24 protein-coding genes and 1 pseudogene are annotated in these 26,096 nt (G+C 54.5%); 5 read left to right on the top strand and 20 right to left on the bottom strand.

Features of this window, described 5'->3' with window-relative positions; translation table 11 throughout:
- Positions 1-7: 7 nt before the first annotated feature.
- The 12 genes and pseudogenes from LBQ97_09575 to LBQ97_09520 all read right to left on the bottom strand — a co-directional run bounded on the left by LBQ97_09575 (position 8) and on the right by LBQ97_09520 (position 11,765).
- Positions 8-1,318 (bottom strand): UDP-N-acetylmuramoyl-tripeptide--D-alanyl-D-alanine ligase, encoded by a 1,311-nt coding sequence (locus LBQ97_09575; GenBank protein ID MDR1832954.1) that lies wholly within the window; start codon positions 1,316-1,318, stop codon positions 8-10.
- 55 nt (positions 1,319-1,373) lie between these two features.
- Positions 1,374-2,003 (bottom strand): D-glycero-beta-D-manno-heptose 1,7-bisphosphate 7-phosphatase, encoded by a 630-nt coding sequence (gene gmhB / locus LBQ97_09570; protein ID MDR1832953.1) that lies wholly within the window; start codon positions 2,001-2,003, stop codon positions 1,374-1,376.
- Entirely contained in the window at positions 1,990-2,475 is a 486-nt protein-coding gene (locus tag LBQ97_09565; GenBank protein MDR1832952.1) for a dCMP deaminase family protein, read from the bottom strand. Before LBQ97_09565 ends, gmhB begins: the two co-directional genes overlap by 14 nt.
- A gap of 339 nt (positions 2,476-2,814) precedes the next feature.
- Positions 2,815-4,359 (bottom strand): AbgT family transporter, encoded by a 1,545-nt coding sequence (locus LBQ97_09560; protein ID MDR1832951.1) that lies wholly within the window; start codon positions 4,357-4,359, stop codon positions 2,815-2,817.
- Positions 4,360-4,498: 139 nt separating this feature from the next.
- The gene (gatB, locus tag LBQ97_09555) at positions 4,499-5,953 is read right to left on the bottom strand and encodes an Asp-tRNA(Asn)/Glu-tRNA(Gln) amidotransferase subunit GatB (GenBank protein MDR1832950.1); all 1,455 of its coding nucleotides are present in this window, start codon (positions 5,951-5,953) and stop codon (positions 4,499-4,501) included.
- Positions 5,954-6,026: 73 nt separating this feature from the next.
- A complete protein-coding gene (gene gatA, locus LBQ97_09550; GenBank protein ID MDR1832949.1) occupies positions 6,027-7,484 on the bottom strand; it encodes an Asp-tRNA(Asn)/Glu-tRNA(Gln) amidotransferase subunit GatA in 1,458 nt (485 codons plus the stop codon).
- The gene (gene gatC, locus LBQ97_09545) at positions 7,481-7,771 is read right to left on the bottom strand and encodes an Asp-tRNA(Asn)/Glu-tRNA(Gln) amidotransferase subunit GatC (protein MDR1832948.1); all 291 of its coding nucleotides are present in this window, start codon (positions 7,769-7,771) and stop codon (positions 7,481-7,483) included. The genes gatA and gatC overlap by 4 nt, the downstream gene beginning before the upstream one ends.
- Before the next feature lie 20 nt (positions 7,772-7,791).
- The gene (locus tag LBQ97_09540) at positions 7,792-8,505 is read right to left on the bottom strand and encodes an rRNA pseudouridine synthase (GenBank protein ID MDR1832947.1); all 714 of its coding nucleotides are present in this window, start codon (positions 8,503-8,505) and stop codon (positions 7,792-7,794) included.
- A gap of 169 nt (positions 8,506-8,674) precedes the next feature.
- Positions 8,675-9,181: pseudogene (scpB, locus tag LBQ97_09535) on the bottom strand (SMC-Scp complex subunit ScpB).
- 34 nt (positions 9,182-9,215) lie between these two features.
- Positions 9,216-10,265 (bottom strand): rod shape-determining protein, encoded by a 1,050-nt coding sequence (locus tag LBQ97_09530; protein MDR1832946.1) that lies wholly within the window; start codon positions 10,263-10,265, stop codon positions 9,216-9,218.
- Between the two features lie 88 nt (positions 10,266-10,353).
- Complete coding sequence (locus LBQ97_09525) at positions 10,354-10,932, bottom strand: Maf family protein (GenBank protein ID MDR1832945.1); 579 nt, start codon at positions 10,930-10,932, stop codon at positions 10,354-10,356.
- Positions 10,929-11,765 carry a hypothetical protein gene (locus LBQ97_09520; GenBank protein MDR1832944.1) on the bottom strand — a complete coding sequence of 279 codons (837 nt, stop codon included), beginning with the start codon at positions 11,763-11,765 and terminating at the stop codon, positions 10,929-10,931. Before LBQ97_09520 ends, LBQ97_09525 begins: the two co-directional genes overlap by 4 nt.
- Before the next feature lie 185 nt (positions 11,766-11,950).
- Here LBQ97_09520 and LBQ97_09515 point away from each other — a divergent pair, with 185 nt between their 5' ends.
- From LBQ97_09515 to LBQ97_09495, 5 genes are all read left to right on the top strand, one after another.
- Complete coding sequence (locus LBQ97_09515) at positions 11,951-12,358, top strand: SoxR reducing system RseC family protein (protein MDR1832943.1); 408 nt, start codon at positions 11,951-11,953, stop codon at positions 12,356-12,358.
- A gap of 331 nt (positions 12,359-12,689) precedes the next feature.
- A complete protein-coding gene (locus tag LBQ97_09510) occupies positions 12,690-13,508 on the top strand; it encodes an electron transfer flavoprotein subunit beta/FixA family protein (GenBank protein MDR1832942.1) in 819 nt (272 codons plus the stop codon).
- Entirely contained in the window at positions 13,498-14,517 is a 1,020-nt protein-coding gene (locus LBQ97_09505) for an electron transfer flavoprotein subunit alpha/FixB family protein (GenBank protein ID MDR1832941.1), read from the top strand. Before LBQ97_09510 ends, LBQ97_09505 begins: the two co-directional genes overlap by 11 nt.
- Positions 14,517-15,935 carry an FAD-binding oxidoreductase gene (locus tag LBQ97_09500; protein MDR1832940.1) on the top strand — a complete coding sequence of 473 codons (1,419 nt, stop codon included), beginning with the start codon at positions 14,517-14,519 and terminating at the stop codon, positions 15,933-15,935. The genes LBQ97_09505 and LBQ97_09500 overlap by 1 nt, the downstream gene beginning before the upstream one ends.
- An 81-nt stretch (positions 15,936-16,016) precedes the next feature.
- Positions 16,017-17,216, top strand: a complete 1,200-nt coding sequence (locus LBQ97_09495) for a hypothetical protein (GenBank protein ID MDR1832939.1) — start codon at positions 16,017-16,019, stop codon at positions 17,214-17,216.
- Here the strand turns inward: LBQ97_09495 and LBQ97_09490 are convergent.
- From LBQ97_09490 to LBQ97_09455, 8 genes are all read right to left on the bottom strand, one after another.
- On the bottom strand, positions 17,197-19,080 hold the full coding sequence (locus tag LBQ97_09490; protein ID MDR1832938.1) for a DegV family EDD domain-containing protein: 1,884 nt from the start codon (positions 19,078-19,080) through the stop codon (positions 17,197-17,199). The two genes, LBQ97_09495 and LBQ97_09490, sit on opposite strands and share 20 nt — an antisense overlap.
- Positions 19,081-19,136: 56 nt before the next feature.
- Complete coding sequence (locus tag LBQ97_09485; protein MDR1832937.1) at positions 19,137-20,348, bottom strand: CinA family nicotinamide mononucleotide deamidase-related protein; 1,212 nt, start codon at positions 20,346-20,348, stop codon at positions 19,137-19,139.
- Between the two features lie 54 nt (positions 20,349-20,402).
- Positions 20,403-20,921, bottom strand: a complete 519-nt coding sequence (locus LBQ97_09480) for a phosphatidylglycerophosphatase A (GenBank protein ID MDR1832936.1) — start codon at positions 20,919-20,921, stop codon at positions 20,403-20,405.
- Between the two features lie 2 nt (positions 20,922-20,923).
- Positions 20,924-23,053: a U32 family peptidase gene (locus LBQ97_09475; GenBank protein ID MDR1832935.1), complete on the bottom strand. Its 2,130-nt coding sequence runs from the start codon at positions 23,051-23,053 to the stop codon at positions 20,924-20,926.
- Entirely contained in the window at positions 23,050-23,640 is a 591-nt protein-coding gene (gene coaE, locus LBQ97_09470; GenBank protein ID MDR1832934.1) for a dephospho-CoA kinase, read from the bottom strand. The genes LBQ97_09475 and coaE overlap by 4 nt, the downstream gene beginning before the upstream one ends.
- Positions 23,641-23,747: 107 nt before the next feature.
- Complete coding sequence (locus LBQ97_09465) at positions 23,748-25,028, bottom strand: hypothetical protein (protein ID MDR1832933.1); 1,281 nt, start codon at positions 25,026-25,028, stop codon at positions 23,748-23,750.
- Between the two features lie 75 nt (positions 25,029-25,103).
- Complete coding sequence (locus LBQ97_09460; GenBank protein MDR1832932.1) at positions 25,104-25,460, bottom strand: adhesion protein FadA; 357 nt, start codon at positions 25,458-25,460, stop codon at positions 25,104-25,106.
- 211 nt (positions 25,461-25,671) lie between these two features.
- A complete protein-coding gene (locus LBQ97_09455) occupies positions 25,672-26,067 on the bottom strand; it encodes a PaaI family thioesterase (protein MDR1832931.1) in 396 nt (131 codons plus the stop codon).
- Positions 26,068-26,096 lie beyond the last annotated feature (29 nt).

Below are 26,096 nucleotides of genomic sequence, written 5' to 3'. Positions count from 1 at the left end.
CAAAAATTCAGCGATCGAGGATTTCCTCCATGGCCATGCCCCGGGATCCCTTGACAAGGACCGCCAATCGCGGCGTCGCCGCCTTCTTTTTCGCGATGGCTTTGCGGATGTCGTCCTTGGAGGAAAAATAGCGGATTCCCTCCCGGTCGCTTTCCTCCAAAAGATCGAGGGCCTTGCGCATCCGGGGCCCGAAGAGGAAAAACTCGTCTATGCCCTGCCCGACGCCTTCGCGCAGGAGATCCTTGTGAAAATTGACCTCGTTGGGGCCGAGCTCCAGCATATCGCCCAAAACCGCTATTTTATGACAGTCCGCGTAAATTCCCCGGAAGGTCTCGAGGGCGCAGCGCATGGATACGGGGCTGGCGTTATAGGCGTCGTTGATGTAGCGGACGCCGTCGATTTCGATTTTCTCAAAGCGCATGGGCGTGATCGAAAGCTCCTTCAGGGCCTTTTCGATCTGCTTCCGGGTGATTTTGAAGCGTTTGGCGACCGTTACGGCAAGGGCCGCGTTGAGGGCGTTGTGTCTGCCGTTCAGCGGCAGCCGGTACTTCGTCTCCCGGCCTTTTTGACTCAAGCTGAATTCGACGCCCTCGTCCCCTTCGGCGTATTCCTTGATGACAACGTCGTTTGTCTCTGAAAATCCGGTCTTTATGCCGTCCAGCGTCGCGAGAAACATGTCGTCGCCGCAGATATAGAGGTCCCCGGGTCCTACATAGTTTGTCATTTCTTTTTTCGCCCGGAAAACATTCTCCCGCGTCTTCAAAAACTCCAAATGGGAGTCGCCGATATTGGTGATGATGCCGCAGTCGGGGAGGGCCACGCCGCAAAGGGCGTCAATCTCGCCCGGGGCGCTCATGCCCATTTCGAGGACGACGATTTCATCGTCTTCGGCCAGCTGCAACAGCGTATAGGGGAGACCGATGGCGTTGTTGTGGTTGCCCTCGGTTTTTTTGACTTTGTATTTTGTCGAGAGGATCCCGTACAGGATGTCCTTGGTCGTCGTTTTGCCGTTGCTTCCGGTAATGGCGACGACGTTGAGGCCGATGGCCTTCCGGTATTCCCGGGCCAGTTCCTGCATAAAGGCCACGGTGTCGGGGCACTCGTAAACCCTCGGGTCCGTGAAACCCTGATTTCTGTCGCACACAACAAGAGAAGCGCCTTTTTGCAGGGCTTCCTTCACATAGTTATTGCCGTTGTTGATCGCCAGAAACAACGCGTCCTGTTCGATTTTCCTGCTGTCCATCACGACTTTGGCGACGCGCAGGGCGGAGGGAACGCCGATCCGCATATTTTTCAGGAGTTCTTCCAATAATTTCATGATCTTTAACATCCTTCGGGCAGATAAACTATTTTAGCATGATTTGAAAAGATTCTCAACCCTTTTTCGCTTTTTCCGGAAAAATCTCCGCCGGAGCCGACGCCCGCCGCTTTTCGAGCCAGTCCGCGAAATCCCGCAGCGTATCGAATACGGATACCTCCCGCGGCGCGTCGCCCGCAATCGCGAGCCCCGCTTCGGTCTCCCGCCCGTAGCCCGTCCTCACGAGAATAGGCGCCAGGTCCGCGTTAAGCGCCGTTTGGAGATCAGAGCGCTTGTCTCCGACAAGGTAAGAGGCGGCGCGGTCTATGCCGAAGGCCGCTACGGCCCGGTCGATCATGCCCGTTTTGGGCTTCCGGCAGTCACATTCCCTCCTGTAGGGGGGGATTCCTTCGTCCGGATGATGGGGGCAGTAGTAAAGCGCGTCCAACCCACAGCCGAGTGCCTTCGTTTCTGCCATAAGCCAGGCGTTAAGCAAGGCCAGGTCCTCTTCCGTGTAAAAACCCCGGGCGATGCCGGACTGGTTCGTCACGACGATCAGGAGATACCCGAGGGCCTTGATTCGCCGCAGACCGTCAATCGCGCCTCTTTCGAAAACAAAATCCTCCGCCTTGTATAAATAGGCCTTTTCGATGTTGACGGTCCCGTCGCGGTCTAGAAAAACGGCTTTTTTCTCAGTCCCGGCCATAGGAAAGCTCCAGTTTTGAAAGCCCGGTTTCGAGGCGACGGTAGGTGACGCCGGCGATATCGAGCATTTTCCGGGAAGCGATGTCCGATTCCGAACCCGCGTACTTATCCGAAAGGTAAATGATCTCACGGATCCCGCTCTGGATAATGGCCTTGGAGCATTCGTGGCAGGGGAAAAGCCCCACGTAAATCCGGCAGCCCGCAAGTTCCCGGGTGCTGTTCAAGATCGCGTTCAATTCCGCGTGGACCACAAAGGGATATTTTGTCTCGAGAAAATCCCCGTCCCGCTCCCAGGGGAAGTCGTCGTCGCTGCAGCCCAGCGGCAGACCGTTATAGCCGACGCCGATGATTTTGTTGTCCGGCGACACGATACAGGCCCCGACCTGGGTGTTGGGGTCCTTGCTCCGTTTCCCTGAAAGGATGGCGACGCCCATAAAATATTCGTCCCATTTGATGTAGTCCGTCCGTTTCACTTTCCTCAAAGTCCTCCGTCAAATATCTTTTACTGATTCATTATAGCACATTTTTCCGGCAATAAAAAGGGGTTTTTGGGAAAATTTCCCAAAGAAAAGAGGACGCTTGCGCATCCTCTTTTATGATCTAATCCTAGATCAACTTTTTATAACACGGGGGAGTGTTAAAAAACGAAGACTTACATAGATTCTGGGGGTTACAGAAATCTATATTACTTTTAGTCTCAATAGCATTTTACCCCATAAGTGTTATAAAGTCAATAGTTTTTTTGAAAATTTTATAAAAATTTTCGTTTTTTTTGTTTCCTTTCCGCTCATTTAGATTGTTTTTCGGGCGAATTAAAGGATTCCGGCGGGCATAAAATATCCGACACCGGGTCCGATGGGCAGGCTGTAGCCGATGGACCACAGGAGCAGGAAGAGGATCCACGCGATCTGGAGCACAATGGCCACCGGGATCATGTTGGAGATCAGCGTCCCGATGTTGACGTCCTTGTTGTACTTTTGCTGGGCCACCGAGAGAATCATCCAGATGTAAGGCGACATGGGCGTAAAGCAGTTGCCCGGGGAATCGCCCAATCTGTAGAGCAGCTGGGTAAAGCCGGGGTGATAGCCCAGAAGCATGAACATGGGGACGAATACCGGCGCCAAAATCGCCCATTTGGCCGAACCCGAGGATACGATGATGTTGACGAGGGCGCAGATGATGATAAACGCCACCCACATGGGCCGTCCCGTAAACTTGATGCTCTTCAAAAAGTCCGCTCCCTTGATGGCGAGCATGGTCCCCAGTTGGGTCCAGTTGAACAGCGACTGGAACTGGCCGCAGAAGAAGCAGAAGATCACATAGGCGCCCATACCGCTCATTTGTTTTACCATGGCTTTGTTGACGTCAATGGTGTTTTTGAATTTCTTCGTGGCGATTCCGTAGGAGATACCGGCCGAACTGAAGAAAATAAAGAGAATCGGGATCAGACCGCTCAGGAGCAGCGAACCCACCAGTTTTCCTTTGTTCGATAAGAGACCGCCGAAATATCCGATGACCACAATCGCGATATAGATCGCTACGGTAATCCCGGAAATCCGCAGGCCCTTGCGTTCGATGGGCATAAGCTCGTCAAATTTGACGGGCTCCACATCGGCCGGCGGCGTGTAGACCCCCAGTCTCGGTTCGATGACCACGATGGACACAAGGCCGATCACGAAGGCGCAAAGGAAGGTCGACGCCATCATGAAGTACCAGTTGCAGGTGATCTCAATCGTAAAATTGTTGTTCCCCAAAAAGGCCTCGATGGCTTTATTGGAAAGGCCCTGCAGCAGCGAGTCCGTTCCGGCGATCATCAGGTTGGCCGAAAATCCCGCCTGGGCGCCCGCGTAGCCCACAAGCATGCCCGCGATTGGATTTTTCTTGACCCCGATATAGACGACGGCCGCCAATGGCGGAATAACAACCATGGCCGTATCGGAGGCCAGATTGCCCATGGTGCCCAAAAAGGCGATCACATAGGGCACGATGGCCGGGGGGACGTTCTTCAGGATCCCGCGCAGCATAGCCACCAGCATGCCCGATTCTTCACAGAAACCGATGGCCAGCGTCATGGTCAGCACGAGTCCCAGAGGCGCGAATCCCGTAAAATTCTTGACCATGTTCTCCAGGAACCACTTTACGCCGGCGGCGGTAAAGACATTCTGGGATACGACGTCCTTGCCCGTGGCCGGATTCAACATCTTGACCCCTGTGGCCGTAAAGACCGCGCCCAGGATGGCCGTGATCAGGAACAGCCAGCAGAACAAGATGGCCGGAGGCGGCAATTTGCTGCAAATCCCCTCCACGACGTCCAGAAAGCGATCCGTAAAACTCTTTTTTACAGCAGCTTCACTCATAAAACGATAACCTCCTCATGTTAATCAAAATATGACCCTCTTAAGCGTGATAACTATTTTTCATGCAGAAAAATATCTTATATTATAGCGTTTTTTTTCCCGTTTGTCCATGGAAAAATACAAGATGTCCGGGCAAGTTTTATTCGTTTCCGCGCAAACGCTCCTCAATCAGGGCCGTCACCAGAGCGGGGTTCGCCTTCCCCTGGGAGGCCTTCATGACCTGACCCACGAGTCCTTTCAGCACCCGGGGCTTGCGGCCTTCGTCGGCGGCGTGGTAGTCGTCGATCATTTTCCCCGAACGTCCGAGGACTTCGTTCACGAGGGCCTCGATGGCCGATTTGTCGGAGACTTGCGACATGCCGTCCTCCCGGACGATGGTCTCCGGCGAGCGCGGGTCAAAGAGTTTTTTCTCAAAGAGTTCCTTGCCCAATTTTCCGGAAATGGTCCCGCCGTCAATAAGCCGGATAATGGCCCCGAGATCCGCGGGGAGCATGGGGAAGGCTTCGATCCCGATTTCTCTTTCCTTCATGACCCGGAACACGTCGCCCAGAATCCAGTTGGCGGCCGCCTTTGGATTGCCCGAGGCTTTGACGACGGCCTCGTAATAGTCCGAAAGTTCGATATCGGCGCTGATCAGATTCGCGTCGTAGGAGGAAATGCCGTAGTCCGAGAGGAAGCGTTCCGTCTTGTGAGCCTTGGTCTCAGGAAGGGTCTTGCGGATGGCCTCGATCTCTTCGTCGCTGATGACAAGCTTCAGGAGATCCGGTTCCGGAAAATACCGGTAATCCATGGCTTCTTCCTTACTCCGCATGACGGAGGTGATCTGCTGGTCCTCGTCCCAGAGCCGCGTTTCCTGGTAGATTTCGCCGCCTTCCTCCAGCGTCGTGATCTGCCGGCCGATCTCGTAGTCGATGGCCCGGGCTACGGCCTTGAAGGAATTCATGTTCTTGATTTCGACCCGGGTCCCGAAGACTGGACTGCCCTTTTCCATGACCGACACGTTGGCGTCGCAGCGCAGCGATCCCAGTTCCATGGACACGTCGCTGATCCCCGTGTATTTGATCACGGATTTGAGCGTATTGAGGTATTCGTAGGCCTCTTCCGACGAGCGCATGTCGGGGTCCGAGATGATCTCGATCAGGGGGATCCCCGAGCGGTTGTAATTCATCAGGGATTCGTGGGCCACGTGGATGGATTTTCCCGTATCCTCTTCGATCTGGACCTTGGTGATGCCGACGGAAATTTCCCGGCCGTTTTTGAGCCGAACTTCGAGACGCCCCTTTTCGGCGTAAGCTCTGTCAAATTGTGTAATTTGATAATTTTTCGGCATATCGGGATAAAAATAATTCTTCCGGTCGAAGCCGCTTTCGCGGTTTATGCGGCAATTTAGGGCAAGCGCCCCCTTGAGGGCGTACTCCACGACTTTTTTGTTGAGCCGCGGCAGCGCCCCCGGATGCCCCAGGCAAATAGGGCAGGTATGGGTATTGGGCGGATCCTTGTCATAGTCCGCGCTGCATCCGCACCAGACCTTGGTTTTGGTCTTCAGTTGCAAATGGACCTCGAGACCGATGACCGATTCCCATTGTTTTTGCATCGTAACCTCCTCTGTTCCTCTTCTTCTTTTGATTTTCCCTGATTTTGCTTTCTTTTTCGGGGAAAACGCGGCCTCAAAGTTCCGGCAGCGACCAGGGGCCTCTGGCCTGTTCAAAAGCCGAACCGGCCCGGATCAGCGTCTCTTCCGCAAAAGCCCGGGCAAAGAGCTGTACGCCCACCGGGAGCCCGCCCGTAATGCCCGCGGGAACCACGAGTCCGGGGATGCCCGCAAGGTTGCAGGAAATCGTGAAAATATCCTCAAGATACATTTCAATCGGCGTCTTTTCGTCCGTCAGCTTGAAGGCCACGCTGGGGGCCGTAGGCGTCAAGATCACGTCCACCGCCTCAAAGGCCCTGTCATAGTCCTGTTTGATCAGGCGTCTGACTTTTTGCGCTTTTTTGAAGTAAGCGTCGTAAAATCCCGCGCTCAACACATAGGTTCCGATCATGATCCGGCGCTTGACTTCGTCGCCGAAGCCTTCGGAACGCGAATTCACATAGAGGTCGAGGATGTTTTCGGCGTTTTTGCTCTTGTGCCCGTAGCGGATCCCGTCATAGCGGGCAAGATTGGCGCTGGCCTCGGCCGGGGCGATCACGTAATAGGCCGGTATGGCGTATTTTGTATGGGGGAGACTGATGTCGACGATCTCGGCCCCAAGAGCCCGGAAGGTCTCGATGGCGGCCCGGATCACGGTCTCGACGTTCTCCTTGATCCCCTCCACAAAATATTCTTTGGGTACGCCAATTTTGAGCCCTTTGATCGATTGGCCCAGCATGGCCGTATAGTCGGGGACGGGCCGGTTGGCCGCCGTGGCGTCGTAGCCGTCGGGGCCGGCGATAACCGAAAGCGTCAGAGCCACATCCTCCACGGTCTTCCCGAAGGGGCCGATCTGGTCCAGAGACGAGCCGTAGGCCATGACCCCGTAGCGGGATACTCTGCCGTAGGTGGGCTTCAAGCCCGTTACGCCGCAAAACGACGCGGGTTGCCGGATACTGCCGCCCGTATCGGTTCCCAGCGTCAGCGGAACTTCCCGGGCGGCCACGGCGGCGGCCGATCCGCCTGAGCTTCCGCCAGGCACCCTTTCGAGATCCCAGGGGTTTTTTGTCATTTTGTAGCAGGACGTCATGGTCGTGCTGCCCATGGCAAATTCGTCGGCGTTTGTCTTTCCGACGATGACGGCGTCCGCCGCTTTGAGTTTTTGTACGGCCGTGCAGTCGTAAATGCCCCGGTAGCCTTCGAGGATTCGGGAACAGCCCGTCGTCAGATCCCCTTCGCTGACGAGAAGATCCTTGACCGCCACGGGTACTCCGGCCAATACGCCTGTTTTCTCGCCTTTGGCGATTTTTTCATCGACGGCGGCCGCTTCCTTCAGGGCCTTTTCCCGCCTGAGGGACACGAAGGCGTCCACTTTTCCGTCGACGGCCTCGATCCGCGCAAGGGTTTTTTCCGCGATCTCAAGGGCCGAAAGTTCTTTGTTTTTGATTTTGGCGGCCAGTTCCCGGGCCGTCAGCGTGTACCATTGGCCGCTCATTCGCCCACCACCTTGGGGACGACCACGGTCCCCTCGGCCGATACGGGCGCGTTCATCAACGCCTCCGCCGCCGATACCGACGGCCGGACCTCATCCTCACGCAGGTTGTTGACTTCGTCGCTGACGTTGACGAGGGCTTCGACCCCCTCGGTATCCACTTCATTCAGCATGTCAATATAATCGAGGATGCCGTTCAGTTCCTCCCGGAATTTCTCGATTCGCTCCTCCGGAAATGTCAGTCTGGCCAGTTTGGCCACCTTCAACACTTCCTCTTTCGTTAAAGCCATAATTCCCCCTTTTCTGTCATTTATAGAGAATACAGATAGTTAACTTCCTCCTGAGTCAACGGCCGGCAAGCGCCTTCGGGCAAATCCCCCAGCGAAAGCTCGCCGATCCGTTCCCGTTTGAGAGACATGAGCGGTTTTTTCAGCTGCCGGAACATTCGCCGCACCTGCCGTTTCCGGCCTTCCCGGATCGATACCGACACAAGGCTCGTCCCTTCGTCCTCCAAGAGAACCCGCACCCTCGCGGGTAGCGTCATGCCGTCATCCAAAACCATTCCCTGCTCTAATAAAAAAATATCGTCCCGGGTCAGGCGACCGGGAATACGGGCGATATATTCCTTGTAAATTTCGTTTTTCGGGTGCAGCAGTTTCTGGGAGAGGGCGCCGTCATTGGTCAAAAGCAGCAAGCCTGTCGTCTCGTAGTCGAGCCGCCCCACCGGGAAGATCCGCTCTTCCTTGGGCGCGAGATCCGTGACGATGGTTCGTCCCCGCAGGTCCGCCGCGCTGGAGATCACAAAGGGCGGTTTGTTCAACATATAGTAGACTTTCCGGTGGGGTCCGTGGTCCACGGCGACGTCCTTTACAAGAATCGCGTCGTCGCTCCCCACAAGGATCCCGGGCGTAGCTTTGAGGCCGTTTACGGTAATTCCGCCCGCTTCCGCGAGCCGGTCGATCTCCCGCCGGGAAGCGATCCCGAGGGCCGCCAGGTATTTGTTGAGCCTTGTCTTCTCCCCCATTTTACTCTACACTTTCTTCTTCGATTTCTTCGGGGATATTTTCCTCCGATTCGTCCATGCCGGCAGGGAACCCCGCCTGCCCGTCGGTATCTCCCGTGGGGGCGCTTTCCGCCGCGGGCGGATTTTCCCGCATAAATTTCGAAAGATCGGCTATGCTGTAGGTGCCGTTCTTGACTTCTTCATAGTTCGGCAATTCCGCCACGGCCCCGACGCCGATATAGCCCAGGAATTTGTCGGTGATCTCATAGAGGTTGGGTCGGCCGGGAGCGTTTTTCCGTCCGCAGATCCGAACGAAGCCCTTTTCCAGTAAGCTGTACATGACGCCGTCGACGCCCATGCCGCGCCGGATATCGGAAATTTCGCCCTTGGTGATCGGCTGCTTGTAAGCGATGATCGAAAGGGTCTCCAAGGCCGCCGCCGAAAGCCGCCGGGGCACATATTCGCGCTCGAAGAATTTCGTGACGTCCTCGCCGTAGACGGGGTTTGTCGTCAGATACACGTTGTCACCGGCGATTTCAAGTGATATTCCCGTGTGCCTGCGCTCGAATTTCAAGTCCCGCAGGAGGTCCGTAACTTCTTTTTCCGTCAGGGCGAAGTATTTGGCGAGATCGCTGATCCGGATTTCATCGCCGCCCAAGAGCAGGATAGCCTCGATTTTGTTTTTGAGATCGTCCATATCGTTCACCTTTTTTATCTATTTTGTGATTTCCTCAATAATCGGTTTCCGGAGAAACCAGCACGCGCTTGTATTTGCCGAAATCTTTGAGTATCGTGTGGATCCCGTTGATCACGGCGTCCAGGGGGTCATCGGGGATCGTGACTTTGATTTCAAGGCTGTCGGAGATCTTTTTGTCGATGCCCTTCAGGAGCGCCCCGCCGCCGGTAACGTAAATGCCCTTTTTCTTGATGTCCGATGCCAGTTCCGGGGGCGTGCGTTCGAGAATGACCTTGATCTCCTCGACGATCTGCTGGACGATTTCGCCGAGGGCCTCGACGATCTCGGAGGAATAGACCGGGATATTTTTCGGAAGGCCTGTCATAATATTCTTTCCGCTGATTTCCACATAGACGTCGTCCTTCTCGTCCTGCTCGACGACCGCGCCGATCTGCTTTTTGATCTCTTCGGCGCTCTTGATCCCGATCAGGAGATTGTCCTTGGAGCGGATATAATCGACAATGGCCGCGTCAAATTTGTCGCCGGCCACCCGGAAAGAGGATTTTTCCACGATGCCGCCGAGAGCCAGCACCGCGATCTCAGCGGTCCCGCCGCCGATGTCGACGATCATATGCCCCTCGGGTTCAAAGATGTCAAGACCGATGCCGATCCCCGCCGCCATGGGCTCCTCGACGAGGTAGGCCTCCCGGGCCCCGGCCTCAATGGCGACTTCGGTCACGGCCCTTTTTTCCACGGGGGTCACGCCCGCGGGCACGCAGAGGACAATCCGGGGGCTTGAAAAACTGCCCCGTTTTACGCGCTTCAAAAAGAGCCTCAGCATCTTTTCCGTGATCTCATATTCGGAAATCACCCCGTTTTGCAGGGGCTTTTTCGTCTCAAAACCGATCGGGAGCCGACCCATCTGCTGCTTGGCCTTTTCCCCGATCTCCACAATATCTTTTGTCTTGGAATTGATGGTCACGACCGAGGGCTCCGTCAGGATGATCCCTTTGTTTTTTACGCAAATCAGCGTATTCGAGGTTCCCAGATCAATCCCCATATCTTCGGACAATACCCCGAACAGTCTCCCGACAAATTTTTTCATTCTTCACCTCTATAAGTTTGATGTCCCAATCGACTTGCGCGTCTTATGGAAACAGTATCGTCAAATGTCATTTTTCCGGCATATTCCGCTACAAAAGCGGATATTGATCAGGCGTGATCCCCGCTTCGGCCAGTCTTTGCGCAAAGAGCGCCAGCGGGAAGCCCACCACGTTGAGGTAGTCGCCGCGGATTTCCTCCACGAGGACCGCTCCTCTGCCCTGGATCCCGTAGGATCCGGCTTTATCCAGCGGTTCCCCGCTTTCCACATACCAGCGGATCAGGGCTTTGCCCAGTTCCCGGAAGCGAACGCTTGTGACCGCGAAATCGCTGATATGGAGGTTTTTCTCCCAGTGCCGGAACGAAAAGCCCGTCAAGACCTTGTGCTCACGTCCCGAAAGCTTCGCCAGCGTCCTGGCGGCGTCTTTTGCGTCGCGGGGTTTTCCGATGACTTCGCCGTCCAGGATCACGACGGTATCGGCCCCCACCACATAGCTGTCCCGGTGAATTTTCGCCGCCGTCAGCGTCTTTTGCGCCGCGATATCGAGGATGGCGCCGGAGATATCGCTCCTTTCGCTGTTTTCTTCGGTTTCGGGGACAATGATCCTCAGATGAAAGCCCAGACGCTCGAGAATTTCCTTTCTTCTGGGCGATTTTGAAGCCAAAATCATTTTTTCCTCTTTTTCTTCGGTTTTTCCCCCGCGAAAAGCGTAAAGGGATCGGAGAGCCCCTCAAGGTTCCCCAAAGGATTAGACGGTCTGACCGCCGTTTTTTTCGGCGGCGGAATTTTTTCATTTTCGGAAGCCGGTTTATCCGGCGCCGGCGCTTTTATCCGGATATGCTCGCTGAGTCCTTTGATTTCCCGGAGTTCCTTGAGGCGCTTGGCCTCTTTGGCCCGCTCCCGTTCGATCTGTTCCCGCAGCAAGGCTCTTTTTTTCGCTTCCAGAGCCTCTTTTTCGACGTAATCGCGGTAAATCCCCAAAATTTCTCTGCCGATGGGCCAGAAGAGCACGACGGTCCAGGAGAGCAGCGCCAGGCCCAGAAGCCCTCCGTAGATCACGAGGAAATTCAGCTTCGACAGCAGCAGATAAAAGAGATAAGCCGGAATGAGGCCCATATCTTTGAGGACGAGATTCCCCTGATTCCGGAAGAGCACGAAGTCCATGGCGTCCCTGAGCAGGGTCTCGTCGGCCCTGGCGGCCTCAAAGGGGATCCGCAGGCGCAACATACCATAGAGGTAGTAGCAGCACAGCAGCCCGATTACGGTAAATTCGATGCTCAGGGGGAAAAGGGGCTTCTCCGTCTTCCGGCGCAAAAAACTCAGCAGGATATGGATAAACAGCAAAAAGGCGATCACATAGACGAACTGCCCGAGGTATTGGTACAAAACCAGAAAAAAGCCCTTTTTCTCCAGCGGCCCCTGCAGGCCGACGTCAATCAGAATCCCGAAAAAAAGGGTGATGTACAGGTATCTGGACTTGAAAAACGCCATGAGTTTATTCATCGGGTCTCCGCTCGTTCAACCGCGCCGGTTTTTCAAATTATACCATAGGTCGCGTACCTTTTAAAAGGGAAATTTAAAGTTTTTTTGAATTTCACGCAAAAGGGTTTTCTTTTTTCTGAGTTCCGTGGTAAAATATGCTTGGATATAATAAAAAATACCGCCCCAAAGGCGGGAGGAGTGAGACTATGGAAAGCAAGGGCGTCGTCACCGAACATGACGGCAGAAAAGTCAAAATCAAACTCTACAAGGAGACCGCGTGCGACCACTGCGAATCCTGTTCGCCGGAACGGAAATTCACGCGGGTATATACGCTTTTTACCGACGAGGACGTGGCCGTAGGGGATACGATCACCATGGAAATTTCCGGAGAGCGGGTCATCAAGGCCAGTTTGATCCTCTACGCGCTGCCGGTACTGTTCCTCTTTCTGGGCTATTATGTGGGGAGCCAGCTCCTCGGCTATTCCGAGGGAAAATCCGTCGCCGTGAGCTTCGCGTTTCTCCTCGCCTCGTTTTTGGGGATTTTCTTCTACGACAAAGCCACTCGCAAAAACGAGTTGGACGATATCCGGATCACGCATATCGAGCGGTTTTAAGGGGGAAAAAAGCCTGCCGGATCGCTGGAATAATTTTCCTCGTATCTTTTGGTTATGTCATCATCGCCAAGGGATACGAGGTTTTTATTTGAAAAAACCGTTCTTATTGCTTGGCGCACGCAAGCAGTTGACGGCTTTTCTAACAAAACTCCAGACGAATTCCTCAGCGGGGTGCGAACAAAAATTATCGCGTAAAACTGTTGAGATTCCCGCCAAACGGTCGGTCATAGAGCGCCAAAGGGAACAAAGACTGCAGAAAATTGTTATCTTCCCAGAATTTTCGAAACATGATAAGATAATCGCAACATTTTACAAAGACACGGGAGGAAGCATGAAAATCGTAGTTTGTATCAAACAGGTGCCCGCCGGCAGTCAGATCAAAATTGACGAAAAGAAGGGGACCCTGATCCGCGGCGGCGGGGATAACAAGACGAACCCCTATGATTTGTTCGCTCTGGAAGCCGCTTTGAAAATAAAGGAAACGCTGGGGGCGACCGTCACCGTATTGACCATGGGACCGCCTCAGGCGGAAGAAGCCATGCGGGACGCTTTCCTGATGGGGGCGGACGAGGCCGTCATCATGACGGATCCCAAATTCTCAGGTTCTGACGTACTTGCCACAAGCCATACTCTGGCTCAAGGCATCACCCTTTTGGGCGACGTCTCGCTTATCATTTGCGGCAAACAAACCACAGACGGGGACACGGCTCAAATCGGACCGGCCATAGCCGAGCAAATGGGTTTGCCCCATGTGGCTTGGATCAAAGAAATCCAAAAAGTCGATGAAAAGGGCATCGAGACGCGGCAGGACGTCGGCGGAGTCTCCCAGATCGCCAGGATGGAATATCCCTGCCTCATTACCGTAGAGAAGGATATCAACGTCCCCCGTCTGCCTTCCTATAAAAAAGTGAAAGAAGCCGGGGAAAAGAATGTCCGGAAGATTTCCTGCAAAGAACTGCCCGACAAGGACCCTAGCCATTACGGCGCCAAAGGATCGCCAACAAAAGTGATCAAGATGTTTCCGCCGACGGGCCGGGCGACAAAAATCCGCATTGGAGGGGCAAGCGCCGAGGAAAAAGCCGCGACGTTGTTACAGATACTCACGCAGGAAAAGTATATCAGAGAAGGGGGAGAAAAAAATGGAAATTAAAAAAACGACCGGATGGCAGGATATTCTGATCGTTGCCCAATGTGGAAAAGAGTGCCTTCACCCGGTCACGCTGGAACTCATCGGCGAAGCGAAAAAGCTGGGCGCCAAAGCCTCCTACCGGGTGCACGTCGTGGCGGCGGGAGGACCCGGGACCGCGAGAAAGGCGGAAAAACTACTCGCTTACGGCGTAAAGAACGTCTATATCTACGAAGAGGAAGCCCTCGGGGATTTTCGCGCGGATATCTATGCCAACGCGATCTGCGATTGCATCGCGAAAACGAGACCCTCTGTCGTTTTGATCGGAGCGACCTCCCTGGGACGTTCGCTGGCGCCGCGTCTGGCCACGAGATTCCGTACCGGATTAACCGCCGATTGTACGGCGCTGGATATCAAGGAAAACGGAGAACTTGTCCAGATCCGCCCGGCGTTTGGGGGAAACATCATGGCAAAAATCCTGATTTCCCAATGTCGTCCCCAGTTTGCGACGATCCGGTACAAGGTGATGGATCGCGCGAAAATGGAAGGCTCCGTCCGTGGGCGCCTCATCCGCTGTGAGCTTCCCGCGGAAGCGCTTCGGTCCCGGATAGAAATCCTCCATACGGCGCCGATCCCGCCCGCCAAATCCATCGAGGAAGAGGAAATTCTTGTGGTTGCGGGACGGGGAGTAAAAGATGAGAAAGGTTTGCGCCTGGTCCGGGAATTGGCGGAAAAATTGGGCGGAAGGATTGCCTATACGCGCCCCATGGTCGAAGAGGGCATAGGCTCCGCCGACTGCCAGATCGGTCTGTCGGGGAGAACGGTGAAACCGCGCTTGATCATTACCTGCGGCGTCTCGGGCGCCATCCAGTTCACATCCTGCATGCGGGACGCCGAGTGCATCGTCGCCATCAATTCCGATCCCGACGCGCTGATCTTCAATATCGCCCATTATTATATCGTCGACGATTTGTATAAAGTAATTCCCGCAATGCTGCAGATCATGGAAGAAAAACAGGAGGCGGTCATCTGATGGAAAACCGGTATAAAAAGTTGACGCCCGCGGGAGTCGAGCATCTCAGAAAAATCACGGATCCCGGACGGGTTTACGTCGGAGAGACCATAAAGAAGGATTACTGGCATGATGAAATGCCGGAATACGGCAGTTTTCAGCCGGAAGCCCTCGTGGAAGTTCTGACCAAAGAAGAAGTATCCGCCATCATGAAATACGCCTGGAAAGAAAACATCCCGGTCGTGGTGAGAGGCGGCGGCACCGGTCTCGCCGGCGGGGCCATCTGCAGCAGCGGCGGCATCATGATTTCCATGCTCCGGATGAACCGGATTGATCCGGTTGACCGGGCCAATATGACGATCTCAGCCGAAGCGGGGGCGCTGCTCTGCGACATTTCCAAGGAAGCCTCGGCAGTCGGATTGTTTTATCCGCCCGATCCCGGGGAGCGGACAGCCTCCATCGGCGGTACGGTGATTACCAACGCAGGCGGAATGCGCGCCGTGCGTTACGGCGTTACCCGGGATTATGTACGAAGCATTGAAGGCGTGTTGCCTGACGGCGAAATCGTCCAGTTTTCTTCCAATGTCGTAAAAAATACGACGGGATATGATCTGAAAGATCTGATCATCGGCTCCGAAGGAACGTTGTGCATCTGTACGAAAGTCACGTTGCGCCTGCTGCCCTTGCCCGCCTTCACACGAACCCTCGTGGTTCCTTACGCGGACTTGATTACCTGTATCGAGTCCGTACCGAAGATCTTGCAGCTGAATTTCATGCCGACGGCCGTGGAATTCATTGAGCAGGAAGTGCTGGATATGATCGGGACCCACCTCAACAAACCCTTTCCCGACAACAGCGGAAACGCTTACCTCATTCTCATGTATGACGCGGCGAGCAGGGAAGAATTGGAAAACGCCTGCAACCAGTGCGCGGATACCTGCCTGCAAAACGGCGCGCTGGATGTGAAAATCGCCGATACGCCGGAGCGGATTCAATCGGTCTGGTCCGTACGGGCGGCGGTGCTGGAAGGCTTGAAAGCCGAAAGCGATTCCCAGGAAGAATGCGACGTGGTCGTGCCGCGGGCTGAAATTGCCAACTATATCCGGGCGGCCAAGGAAATCGGGCGGCGCTACAATATCCGCATTGTTACGGTAGGTCACGCGGGAGACGGCAATATCCATACGGAAATGCTGCGGAAAAACCAAACGGATGAGGAATGGCATTACAATACGAAAAACTGCCTCAAAGAACTTTACGCCAAGTCCAAGGAATTGGGCGGGCAATTATCCGGAGAGCATGGAATAGGAATCGGAAGAATAGACTACCTCGAAGATTTCGTAGGTCGTTCCCTCTATAAATTGTTTCAGGGCGTGAAAAAAATCTTTGACGAAAAGAACCTGCTGAATCCCGGGAAAGTGATCCATTTTCCCGAAAACTGAACGATAGGAATAGTAGATTGACCCATTTGAAATGAAATACAAAAATAAAACGATACCGAATTTCATGAGGAGATGAATAAGATGATTGATAAAAACAAGATGCCTTTGGCGGTCGGAGTCGCCTTTGTCGGTTTTACCACGCAGTTTGGAGGCGGTTTCGCTTCCGGAGTACAGTTGTACCAGTATTTTATAAATTACGGAATTTGGACCTTGATCATGCCCGTTTTGGCGCAGGCGTTGCTGAGTATCTTTTTCTGGTACGGCATGCTGAACGCTTTCCGGCAGAAAACCTATGATTACCGCAGCTTCTGCGACGTATTCTATGGAAAAACCAACGTCCTCTTTTCCAATCTCTATGAAATCGTCTACATTATGCTGATTTGCCTCGCGCCCGCAGTGGCCTTCGCCACCGGCGGAGAAGTCATGGGTTCCCTCTTCGGAACGCCTTACTGGTTGAATACCGTCATCATCGGCGTATTCATTTTCCTCATCGCGCTCTACGGCACGCATATCGTCAGAAAAGCCGCGGCGACCCTTTCCGTTTTCATTATCGCGGGCGTGCTTGTCGTGGTGATTCCGAACATTATCGTACAGTGGAAAGAGATTGTGCGGGCCCTCGGAGAATTATCGGCAGGCGCGGTTCCTTTGGGCTCCACAGAACCCTCTACGCTCTGGCCCGCTCTGAAGAGCGCTGTAATTTATTTCGCGTTCCAGCTGGCGTCCATCGGCCTGATGTATCAGCACGTGGAATCGCTGAAAGACGAGTCGGAAGTGAAGAAAAGCATGATCTACATGTTTACGGTGAACGCGGTCATCATCATGGTATCCATCCTGGGGATGCTGGCTGTAGCCTTCTCTCCGTCACTGATCAACGCCCAGACGGGCAGACAGGTCTCCGTACCCATGATGACCCTTGTTTCAAAGGGCGTCGGCGCCACGGTCTTCAAGCCGATCATTTCCCTTCTGATCTTGCTGGGCGCCGTTTCCACCGGCGTCAATATGATCGCGGGAATCGTCGCCCGAGTTGTGAACGCCTTCGAGCGCCGGGAAAGCGTGGAAACCGCCCTTAAAAAAAGACGGATTCGCTATGTGTGGGCCTCTCTCGGCTTTACGATCCTGGCTTTTGCCATCGCGCAGTTCGGTCTGCTGGGGCTTGTAAAAATCGGTTACTCCTATCTGGGGTACGGATCGTTAATCGTTGTGGCCATACCCTTTGTCCTCTCGGCCCTGCTCCGGAGAAAAGTCGCCGTATACGAAAACCTCAAAGCGACGTCTGAATGATCCCGAAGCCGAAGACCGGCCCCGACGCGTTGGCGATGGAACTCCCGATCTGGAAATTGCCCGCGTAGGTGAGGTTCCCGCTCAGGGAAAGTACGATTTCTTTGATTTCGTTGGTCTTGAGGAGCTCGTCGGCGCCGCCGCCCCAGAGCGAATAGACGATATACCGATTTTTGGCGTACTGATCCCGCAGCAGGTTCCGGACATATTTGAAAATCGAGCGATAGCCGAAATGGGCGCCGTCGTAATTGATGGTCTCGTCCTTGAGTTTCAGCCGGATCCGATACTGGGCCAGCCGTCCCCAGGAGCCCGCGAAAGCCGAGACCCGCTTGTTTTTCTGCAAATAGGACAGATCCTCGGAGAACAAATAAACATCCATTTTTCCGATATTGTCATTAATTTTCTTCACGACGTCATCGAAATTTGCACCGTTTTCAATCATTTTGGCCGCTTTTAAGACAAGATGGCCGAGGGGTAACGAAAGGGAGCGGGAATCGATAATCGCGATGTCCCCCTTGTTTTCAAACATCCCCCTTGCGACTTTGGCCGCCTGCTGGGTACCGCTCAGGCTGTTGGCGATATGGATCGAAATGATCTTTTTGTATCCTTTCTGAAAGAGCTCGTCGTAGAGGTTCTTGAACTCCGTCGGCGAGGGCGGCGTCACCTTGGGGAAAATCAATTCCTTGCGGTAGAGCGTCCAGATTTCCTTTTTCGTAAACTCGGTCCCGTCGCTGTAATAATTGTCTCGAACTTTTAATTTGAGCGGAATAATGCTGACCCGCAGGTCTTTTACGACGTCTTCGGTCAAATCCGAGCCCGAATCCGTCACGACGGCCGTATCGATCAGCCGGGTCGCGTCGGCCTCCTCGGCCTGACTCTCCCCGCTTTCCCCGTCGGGCTGAAAAACCGCGGAAGCCGTCGGCGCTTCCCCTTCGGGCTGGAGGTTTTCGAGGTTGATGTTGTAGATCCGCCCGCTCTTGTCCCCGATCTTGAGGAGCTCCCAGGGGGCGTCGGTGTGGATCTGGGTCTTCGTTTTCCGCCCGATCTGCACGCAGTACAGAATATCGCCGTAACGGGCGATTTTCTTTTTGTAGGCCCCGACGTCAAATTCGTCGCTTTCCAGCAAAAATTCCAGATTGTACTTGTATTTTGACGTCTGCTTCCCGGAAGCGATTTGCTTCAGACGCTCGCTGCGAATGGCCTGGGACTTGATGATACGCTCCAGGTCTTTGAGCATCTCGGGGTCGGAAACGGATTTTTCGAAACTTTCGAGAAGGTAGAAAAAGCCCATTCCTCCGGCATCCACGACGCCGTTTTCCCTGAGCAGCGGAAACTGTTCGGGGGTCTTCTGCAAGGCTTCCCAGGCCACATTTTTGAGGTAAACGAGGAAGAGGATAAAATCTTCGGGATCGCCCTCGTAGGCGACGGCTGAATTAGCCACCTCGGAAAGGACGGTCAGAATTGTCCCCTCAACGGGGGCCGCAACCGCCGCGTAGACCCGCTCTCGGGCCTCCACAAAGGCCGCCGCCACATCCCTTATCGTCACGTCTTCCTTGTCGGCGATGGTCGAGAGAAATCCCGCCAAAAGATTGGCAAAAATGATTCCCGACGTCCCTTTCGCACCCATCAGCGCGGCTTCGGACACCACGTCCACAAATTCCCTCATATCGGGCTCATGGTCAAGCTTGACCAGCTCGTTTTCCACGGCCTGCAGCGTCATGGAAATATTCGTCCCCGTATCGCCGTCGGGCGCGGGGAACACATTGATGTCGTTCAAAACGTCGGCGTATTTGGAAACCCAGCGGCTCGCCGCGATGAACAATTTTGTGAACCGCATGGCATTCAGGACTTTAATCTCGATTTTCATAGCTCCTCCTCCGGATATTCCCGTCAGACCTCAGATGAAGCGACCGGCTTTTCCCCTCAAACGGCGCTTTCCCGCCGCAGCAGCCGGATCAGGTCAAAGAGCCCGTGCAAGGCGGCTCTGTGCCGGATCCTGTTGCGTCCTCCCCCGAGTTTGTATTCTTTGACCGAAATGCTTTCCCCGACGCGGACCGCTATGTAGACAAGGCCCACGGGTTTTTCCGTATCGTCCGACGCCGGTCCCGCAATCCCCGTGGAGGCGATTCCGGCCGTTGTCGCAAGTCCTTTGACCATTTCCCATGCCGTTTCCGCGCTGACCGCCCCGTGGCGGGCGAGAGTTTCGGACGATACGCCGAGGTATTTGATCTTGGCTTCGTTGCTGTAGGTCACAAAGCCTTCCCGGAAGACGTCGGAAGCCCCCGGGACATTGACGACGGTCCCCGCGATCAGTCCGCCCGTGCAGGATTCTCCCGTCGAAAAGGTCATCCCCCGGGCTTTCAGCTCACGGACCAGGACGCTTTCCAGCGTGTCGTTCCCTTCGCCGAAAATATATTCTCCTATTTCATTGTATATGTTTTTGACGATTTTTTCCACATTTTTTTTGTCATGCCGGTAACTTTGCAGGCGGACAATGGTTCCGTGGGCTTTGACGAGAAATTCGTAATAAATCCCCGGTTCCGTGAAAAGCCCCTTGACCTTGTCGTCGAGGATGGATTCCCCGAGGCCGTAAGTGAGAATGTCCCGGATGTAGATGTCATCGGCCGCAAGCTTCTTTTCCCGGCTGTACCAGGCGAGGAATTTCGGAAGCAGGTCATAGAGCTCCCGGGGAATCCCCGGAAAGGCCGCGATTCCGTCGATGTAGACGCCGGGCGCCATGCCTTCGCCGTTGGGAAAGGAAATCGCCCCTTGGGGTTTTTCAATCTGCTTGATGTTGGAAGGAATCATCGGGATGTGGATCGCGTCAAATTTCCGCTCCAGTATCCTCACGTCCTCCGGGTCTACGATCAGGGGCAGCCCCAGATATGCCGCGATGCACTCCTTGGTGATGTCGTCGATCGTGGGTCCCAGCCCCCCGGACATGATCACAAGATCCACGTTTTGCTTCGCCCAGCCGATGGCCTTGACGATCTCTTCCCGAACGTCCCGTACAGCCATCTTGAATTCCATTTCAATGCCGTATTTGTTGAGCTCCTCTCCGATGTAAATGCTGTTTGTGTCGACGGTTCCCCCGTTCAAAAGTTCCGTTCCGACAAGAATAATCCCCGCTTTCATGTGTTTTTTCCATCCTCTTGAAATTTTATGTGAATTTTCGTAAACTTTGTTTCCTCAGATCAATTTGAGCAGCGTCCAGGCACAGACCAGGATAAAATTGCCGATGATCCCCGCGAGAAAATCGTCCAGTACGATGCCGATCCCGTTGGGAAAAGCCTGGGATTTGTTGACGGGTCCCGGTTTGGTGATGTCGAGGATACGGAAGATTACGAAGGCCGCTGCCAGGGCCATGAGAAGTTCCCGCCCCCCCACGGGCGTAATGAAAAAGAGCGTCGTCAGGTAGCCCAACACTTCGTCGATCACGACGCAGCCCGGGTCTTCGGTCTTGTAGATGATTTCTTCGCAATAGCCGCTGACGTAGACGGCCACCATAAAAAAGGTCATCAGAAAGACGAAATAAAAGGAATAGTAGACGAGCATATTGGGAAAAAAACGCCTGAGCCAGTTGAGCAGAAGAAAAATCGGGATGCCGCCCAGGGTCCCCACGGTCCCCGGCGCGTAGGGAAAATCCCCGAGGCCGAAGCAGGTTCCCAGAAGCTTCATGAGTCTCAAATGCTTATTGTTGTCGTCCATGGTCAATACACCCCCCGCAGATAGTTATACGGCGTGATCTCTCCGCCCGGATGATCCAGGCGGGACAATACCGCCCCGGTTTCCTCATAGCTCTCGTCGGTAAATTCCAGCACGAATTCGTCAACCCCAAGGGTCTTGATCCTGTCGTCGCCGATGACGTCAAGGGGCTTCGCGAAATGGATTTCCGTATTCCGGTACTCGTTTCGCCCGAGCCTGAAGGCGTCCCCTTGTTCATTTTTCATCTCCGTATCCCGTCCCCGGAAAAGATCGGCCGTAATCGTCATGGCCCGCAACCTGCCGTAAATCAGAAGGGCCTTTTTGAGGCTGCCCGATCCGATTTCCCGGATCTTATCGTAAGAGAGTTCGGGAGAAATCATCACGGTTCCGACCTTGGGGAAGGCCTCATGCCAGGTCTCCACGGCGAGCCTGTTCGTGATATTCCACATCCAGTGGAGCGTCAAATCCTTTCCGGGATGTCGGATCAGTTCATACAAATTCCAGATCATTTTGCAATTTTCATCAATTTGAGCCGCGTTATTTTCGGAAACCATCCCCAAAGGGGATTTCTTCACGCGGTAAATTTTTTGGATATGATTTTCTACGGCCGCCTTCAACTGAGCGTTGGTCCGGACAATGACGGAGATCACCGGATTTTCGTTTGTTTTGCGGGGGCCCTTGGGTTCCGCGGGCTTTTTTTCCGGATTCACGGTTTCCCGCCGGTAACTTTGAAGGAGTTTTTCCCGGATTTCCGCGACGCCCCGCCGTTTGATATCTTTGATCAGCGAGAGCGGCAGAAAGAGACCGGGATCCACGTCGCAGAAAAATTCCGCGAGAGCAAATTCCGTCGCGCCCAGCTCCGCGAATTTTGCCCGGAGGTCCTCCGCCCCGAGGGGATTGCTCCGCGCCGCGCCCGGAATATCCGGAACCGTCGCCGCGCAGCTGACGCTTACGCCTCCTTTGCCCGGGGCCGCAAACGTAAACGAGGGATTTTCGCCCGCCTTTACGCGGCCCGTAATCGAAAGGGGGGCCTTTCTTTCCCCCGCCAGTTCCGCCGCGATGGCGTCATTGAGCGTCTTGTCATAGGTGCGCCGCAGATAGCTTGCCCCTTCGGGCATTTGCTTGCGCAGATTTTTGCTGTTGATGAAATGTCCGCCCAGAATCCTGTGCTTTCCGTCGAGCCAGATGACGCCGTCTCCCATGGAAACGGGCTTTTTGAGCTCGATCTTTCCGCCCGCCACGGCGCCGATCTCGACGCCCATGTTGGCCGAATACTTTGTGTTGATCAGCGTTTTTGACACGCCGTAAAAATACGGCGTATCGTAGCCCCGATTGAAAAGGGCCGCCGTTCGCGACGTCGGCGCGCCGCCATGGAGCACCTCCCGATAATAGCGGACCGTCTCGTAGACATAGTGGGGATCCTTCATCCGGCCCTCGATTTTGATGCTTTCGACGCCCGCAGCCGCCAATTTTTCGATTTCGGCGGGGCCCAACAGCTGATCTTTGGGGCTCAAGAGAAAGCCTTCGCCCGCCTGTTCCGCCCGGTAGCGCTTCCGGCAGGGCTGGGCGCAAAGGCCGCGATTGCCTGAGCGGCCGCCCACAAAAGACGAGAGATAGCATTTCCCCGAGTGGCAGATGCAGAGCGCCCCCGAAACGAAGACTTCAAGCTCCGCCATCGTCCGTTCCCTGATCCCGCGAATTTCCTCAAAAGACAGCTCTCTGGGGAGAATAAAGCGCGCTATCCCCATTTTGCGCAGAAAATTGATTTCCGTATGGTTTCCCACAGCCATTTGGGTGCTGGCGTGAATCGGGAGATCCGGAAAATTTTCTCTGAGAAAGCGGAAAAGGCCCGTATCCTGAATGATGACGGCGTCAAGCCCCCTTTCGTAGAGGGCCTTCAGATTCGGGTAAAGAAAATCCATCTCGTTTTCCGTCATCAGCGTGTTGAGCGTCAGGTTGACAGAAACGCCGCGAATATGAGCATAATCAAGGGCTTCCAAAAACTGCGCGATCGTAAAGTTGTCGGCGCTCCGTCTCGCGCCGAAGCCCGCGAGACCCATATAGATCTCATCGGCGCCCCCTTTGAGAGCCGCGATAAAGCGCTCGGGATTTCCCGCCGGCGCGACGATTTTCATGGGTTTCCTCCTTTGAGCGCCCTCAAAAGATCAAGGATCTTCGTCCGGAGCGCTTCCGGCGTCCCGTCGTTGTTGACGGCCAGATCGGCCCGGGCCAGTTTTTCCGAAAGCGGCGCCTGGGCGTCGATAATGGCCTCAGCCAGCCCGGCGTCTATGCCGTCCCTTGCCATAAGGCGCGCCATTTGGGTTTCTTTTCCGCTCCAGACGACAAGGACCTTGTCGCAGAGCCGTTCCAGCCCCGCCTCAAAAAGAAGCGGGATATCAAATACCGTCCAATCCTCCGGGGACGCTGCCGCCTTGATTGCCTCAAATCGGGCGATGACCCGGGGGTGGATGACGGCGTTGAGCCGGGCGAGCCGGGCCTTATCCGAAAAAACGAGCGTTTTCAGGGCCGCCCGGTCGAGATCCCCCGCCGGGGAAAGGATCCCCGCGCCAAAGGTCGCCGTCAATTCTTCGATGACCGCCGGCGTTTCCGAGACCTCCCTCGCGATGGCGTCGGCGTCATAAACCGCCAGCCCCGCTTCCCTGAAGATCCCGCTCACCGTGGATTTTCCGGAGGCGATTCCTCCGGTCAGGCCCAATATCATCGTGCTCCTCCCGAAAAAGTTCTCTCCATATTGTAGCACCTTACGAAAAAAAAGTAAAACAAAAAGAGACGCCCCGACGGGCGTTTCTTTTTTTATGAAAAATACTCTCAATCAAACTTAAAGTTGAAATTTCCAAAGCTGAAGGGCATGTTCGGCGATTCGCCCTCCTCGTCGGGGGCTTCGCTGAGCGCGATCTTCTGTTCTTCAACGTCAGGCGCCACGGGAGTAAACTCCACGGTGGGGGCCTTCAAAATGCTGTCGTCGAAAACCACCTTGGGTACGTCAAACGTTTCCTTTGCCTGTCCGGACGGGGCCTCAGGCGCCGGTTCACCGGGCGGATCCTTCAGGATCTCGGCCAGTTCTTCCCGGGAAACAGCCTCCCCGCCGCCAAATTTCTCGTCTTCCATGGGCGGAAGCATTTCCTCCGCCGGGAGCGCTTCGGGTTCCGCTTCGGCAACAACTGCCTCCACAGGGGCCTCCGCTATCTCGGGCAGGGGTTCCACAACGGGTTTCCCCGGTACGGTGCTCTCCACGGGAGTCGAAAAGGTTCGTTCAAAGAGCGCTTTGTCATCAAATATGGGTGACGCGGACTCCGCCGGGGTGTCAACAGGGGCCGCCGCCTCGGGTTCGGGAGTGACCGCCGCCTTCGCCTGCGCCGTGATGGCCGCGATGATGGCCGCGATATCCTTTGTCGGTTCGACGGGTTCTTCCTGCGTTACCTCGGCTTGTGCCGCCACAGGCGCCATAACAGGCTCCGCAGGCTGCGTTGCCGCAGGCCCGGGTTCATTTTGAGCTTCAGTCGGGACTGTTCCATCGGGAACGGTCTCCGCAGGAGTTGCCGACAGGGATGGCCGGGGAACGTCTATGACTTCCGCCCGCTTTTCCGCTGAAACGTCCTGCACGCTTTCTTCCGCCTGTCCTGCCGTGATCTCGGGTTCTTCCGGAACGGGAACACGCTGAATCTTGCTGTCGGTTTCCGTATTGATGTCCAGTTCGGGGACATATTCCTTCAAAAGTGCGTTCAGACCATATTTTTCGACAAGTTCATTGACTATGGCCGCTTTTTCAGCGCCCAGCTTCTGGTTAAAGACCGCCTGTTTCAGCTGGGGAAAGATCTCCTCGACCTTTTTGTCCTTGAGAACCGCGAGATTGTTACGGTACAGCTCGAGAATCTCAAGATCGTTGACCGTAATTTTTCCCTCCGCCCGAAGGTTCAGGAAATATTCGATCTCCACGTTCTTTTTGATGTTCTCCAGCTGCTTTCGCTCTTCCTCGGAAAAAGGCTTCAGGACCATTTCCTCTTCTATGGCTTTCCGCACAAGAAGCTGTGCCACCAAATCGGGGTTTTTACCGGTTTGGGCGAGCTCAGGGTCATTTAGCTTGATCATCGTGGCAATCCTCCTACAACGCTTACAACTCTACCTGCCAAATGCTGCTCCGCTCATTGCGTTTTCTCTCGGTCCTTATTTGCTCAGGGCGTTGAAATCAGCAATAACTTTTTCTTTTTCTTTGATCGTGGCTTCAAGTTCTTTCTTGATTTCCTTGTAGCCGGTCAGGATTTCGCCGTACTGGGAATTTCCTTTCTTGGCGCCGGCCAGGGCTTTTTCTTTCGCGCTGACTTCGGCGTACATCTTCTTCGCTTTGTTCAGTTCGTCCTGAGCGGCCAGAGCTTCGGATTTTCTCGCTTCATACAACGCTTTTTCCTCAGCCTGCAACGCAGCCAGTCTGTCTTCAAGATCCGCATAGCTCGCTTCAATGTCGCTTCCGTAAGCCGCTACGCCCGCCAGTAAAATGCAACCTACTAACAATAATTTTTTCATCGATCCATCTCCTTATAAATTTATTTTTTTAGTGCTTTTTGATTCCAGGGGAACCAAAAAACTATCTTAGCAATATTATAATACATGAAAGGGAAAATTTACAGCAAAAATTGAAAATTTTTTAAATTTTTTTGTCCCGCCGTCCCGTTTCTTTCGGAAACCTCCGGCCTTTTGGGTTTACAAACGTCCAATTTACCGCTATTTTACAAGCTTACTCCACATAAAACATGGTATAGATGCCCGCCGCGACGATTTCGTCATTTTCGTTACTGATCCGAACCGTATAGACGCTCGTCTTGTTTCCTTTGTGAATTTTTTTCGCCAGGGCCTTGATTTTTGTCCCGCCCGGCACCGCCTTGACAAAGTTCAGCTGCCCCTCAAGGGTTACGTTTTTCCTGCCCGAGGCCCTTGACAGCACGCCCGCCGTTGTATCGGCCAGCGTATAGAGCGCGCCTCCGTGCAGACAGCCGTAGGGATTGAGCAGCTTTTCGGTCGCCGTCAGCACCCCGAGGGAATGTTCCTCGTCGAGCTCCACGATCCGCATCCCCAAAAGCCTGCTGACCGGGTTGCCCTCGTTGGCGCTGTATTTGATTTTTTCGAAGTCCATTTGCCTGTGTTCTCCCGTATTTCTGTGAT

This window comes from Fusobacteriaceae bacterium, from assembly GCA_031272775.1.
Classification (GTDB): domain Bacteria; phylum Fusobacteriota; class Fusobacteriia; order Fusobacteriales; family Fusobacteriaceae; genus JAISST01.
Note: the sequence above shows the minus strand (reverse complement) of the source record. Positions and strands in the feature narration are given on the sequence as shown.

Coding starts and splice junctions, on each gene's coding strand:
- LBQ97_09575 (MDR1832954.1), bottom strand. CDS start 1,318: ATGAAATTATTGGAAGAACTCCTGAAAAATATGCGGATCGGCGTTCCC.
- gmhB (MDR1832953.1), bottom strand. CDS start 2,003: ATGGCCGGGACTGAGAAAAAAGCCGTTTTTCTAGACCGCGACGGGACC.
- LBQ97_09560 (MDR1832951.1), bottom strand. CDS start 4,359: ATGAGTGAAGCTGCTGTAAAAAAGAGTTTTACGGATCGCTTTCTGGAC.
- gatB (MDR1832950.1), bottom strand. CDS start 5,953: ATGCAAAAACAATGGGAATCGGTCATCGGTCTCGAGGTCCATTTGCAA.
- gatA (MDR1832949.1), bottom strand. CDS start 7,484: ATGAGCGGCCAATGGTACACGCTGACGGCCCGGGAACTGGCCGCCAAA.
- gatC (MDR1832948.1), bottom strand. CDS start 7,771: ATGGCTTTAACGAAAGAGGAAGTGTTGAAGGTGGCCAAACTGGCCAGA.
- LBQ97_09540 (MDR1832947.1), bottom strand. CDS start 8,505: ATGGGGGAGAAGACAAGGCTCAACAAATACCTGGCGGCCCTCGGGATC.
- LBQ97_09530 (MDR1832946.1), bottom strand. CDS start 10,265: ATGAAAAAATTTGTCGGGAGACTGTTCGGGGTATTGTCCGAAGATATG.
- LBQ97_09525 (MDR1832945.1), bottom strand. CDS start 10,932: ATGATTTTGGCTTCAAAATCGCCCAGAAGAAAGGAAATTCTCGAGCGT.
- LBQ97_09520 (MDR1832944.1), bottom strand. CDS start 11,765: ATGAATAAACTCATGGCGTTTTTCAAGTCCAGATACCTGTACATCACC.
- LBQ97_09515 (MDR1832943.1), top strand. CDS start 11,951: ATGGAAAGCAAGGGCGTCGTCACCGAACATGACGGCAGAAAAGTCAAA.
- LBQ97_09510 (MDR1832942.1), top strand. CDS start 12,690: ATGAAAATCGTAGTTTGTATCAAACAGGTGCCCGCCGGCAGTCAGATC.
- LBQ97_09505 (MDR1832941.1), top strand. CDS start 13,498: ATGGAAATTAAAAAAACGACCGGATGGCAGGATATTCTGATCGTTGCC.
- LBQ97_09500 (MDR1832940.1), top strand. CDS start 14,517: ATGGAAAACCGGTATAAAAAGTTGACGCCCGCGGGAGTCGAGCATCTC.
- LBQ97_09495 (MDR1832939.1), top strand. CDS start 16,017: ATGATTGATAAAAACAAGATGCCTTTGGCGGTCGGAGTCGCCTTTGTC.
- LBQ97_09490 (MDR1832938.1), bottom strand. CDS start 19,080: ATGAAAATCGAGATTAAAGTCCTGAATGCCATGCGGTTCACAAAATTG.
- LBQ97_09485 (MDR1832937.1), bottom strand. CDS start 20,348: ATGAAAGCGGGGATTATTCTTGTCGGAACGGAACTTTTGAACGGGGGA.
- LBQ97_09480 (MDR1832936.1), bottom strand. CDS start 20,921: ATGGACGACAACAATAAGCATTTGAGACTCATGAAGCTTCTGGGAACC.
- LBQ97_09475 (MDR1832935.1), bottom strand. CDS start 23,053: ATGAAAATCGTCGCGCCGGCGGGAAATCCCGAGCGCTTTATCGCGGCT.
- coaE (MDR1832934.1), bottom strand. CDS start 23,640: ATGATATTGGGCCTGACCGGAGGAATCGCCTCCGGAAAATCCACGGTG.
- LBQ97_09465 (MDR1832933.1), bottom strand. CDS start 25,028: ATGATCAAGCTAAATGACCCTGAGCTCGCCCAAACCGGTAAAAACCCC.
- LBQ97_09460 (MDR1832932.1), bottom strand. CDS start 25,460: ATGAAAAAATTATTGTTAGTAGGTTGCATTTTACTGGCGGGCGTAGCG.
- LBQ97_09455 (MDR1832931.1), bottom strand. CDS start 26,067: ATGGACTTCGAAAAAATCAAATACAGCGCCAACGAGGGCAACCCGGTC.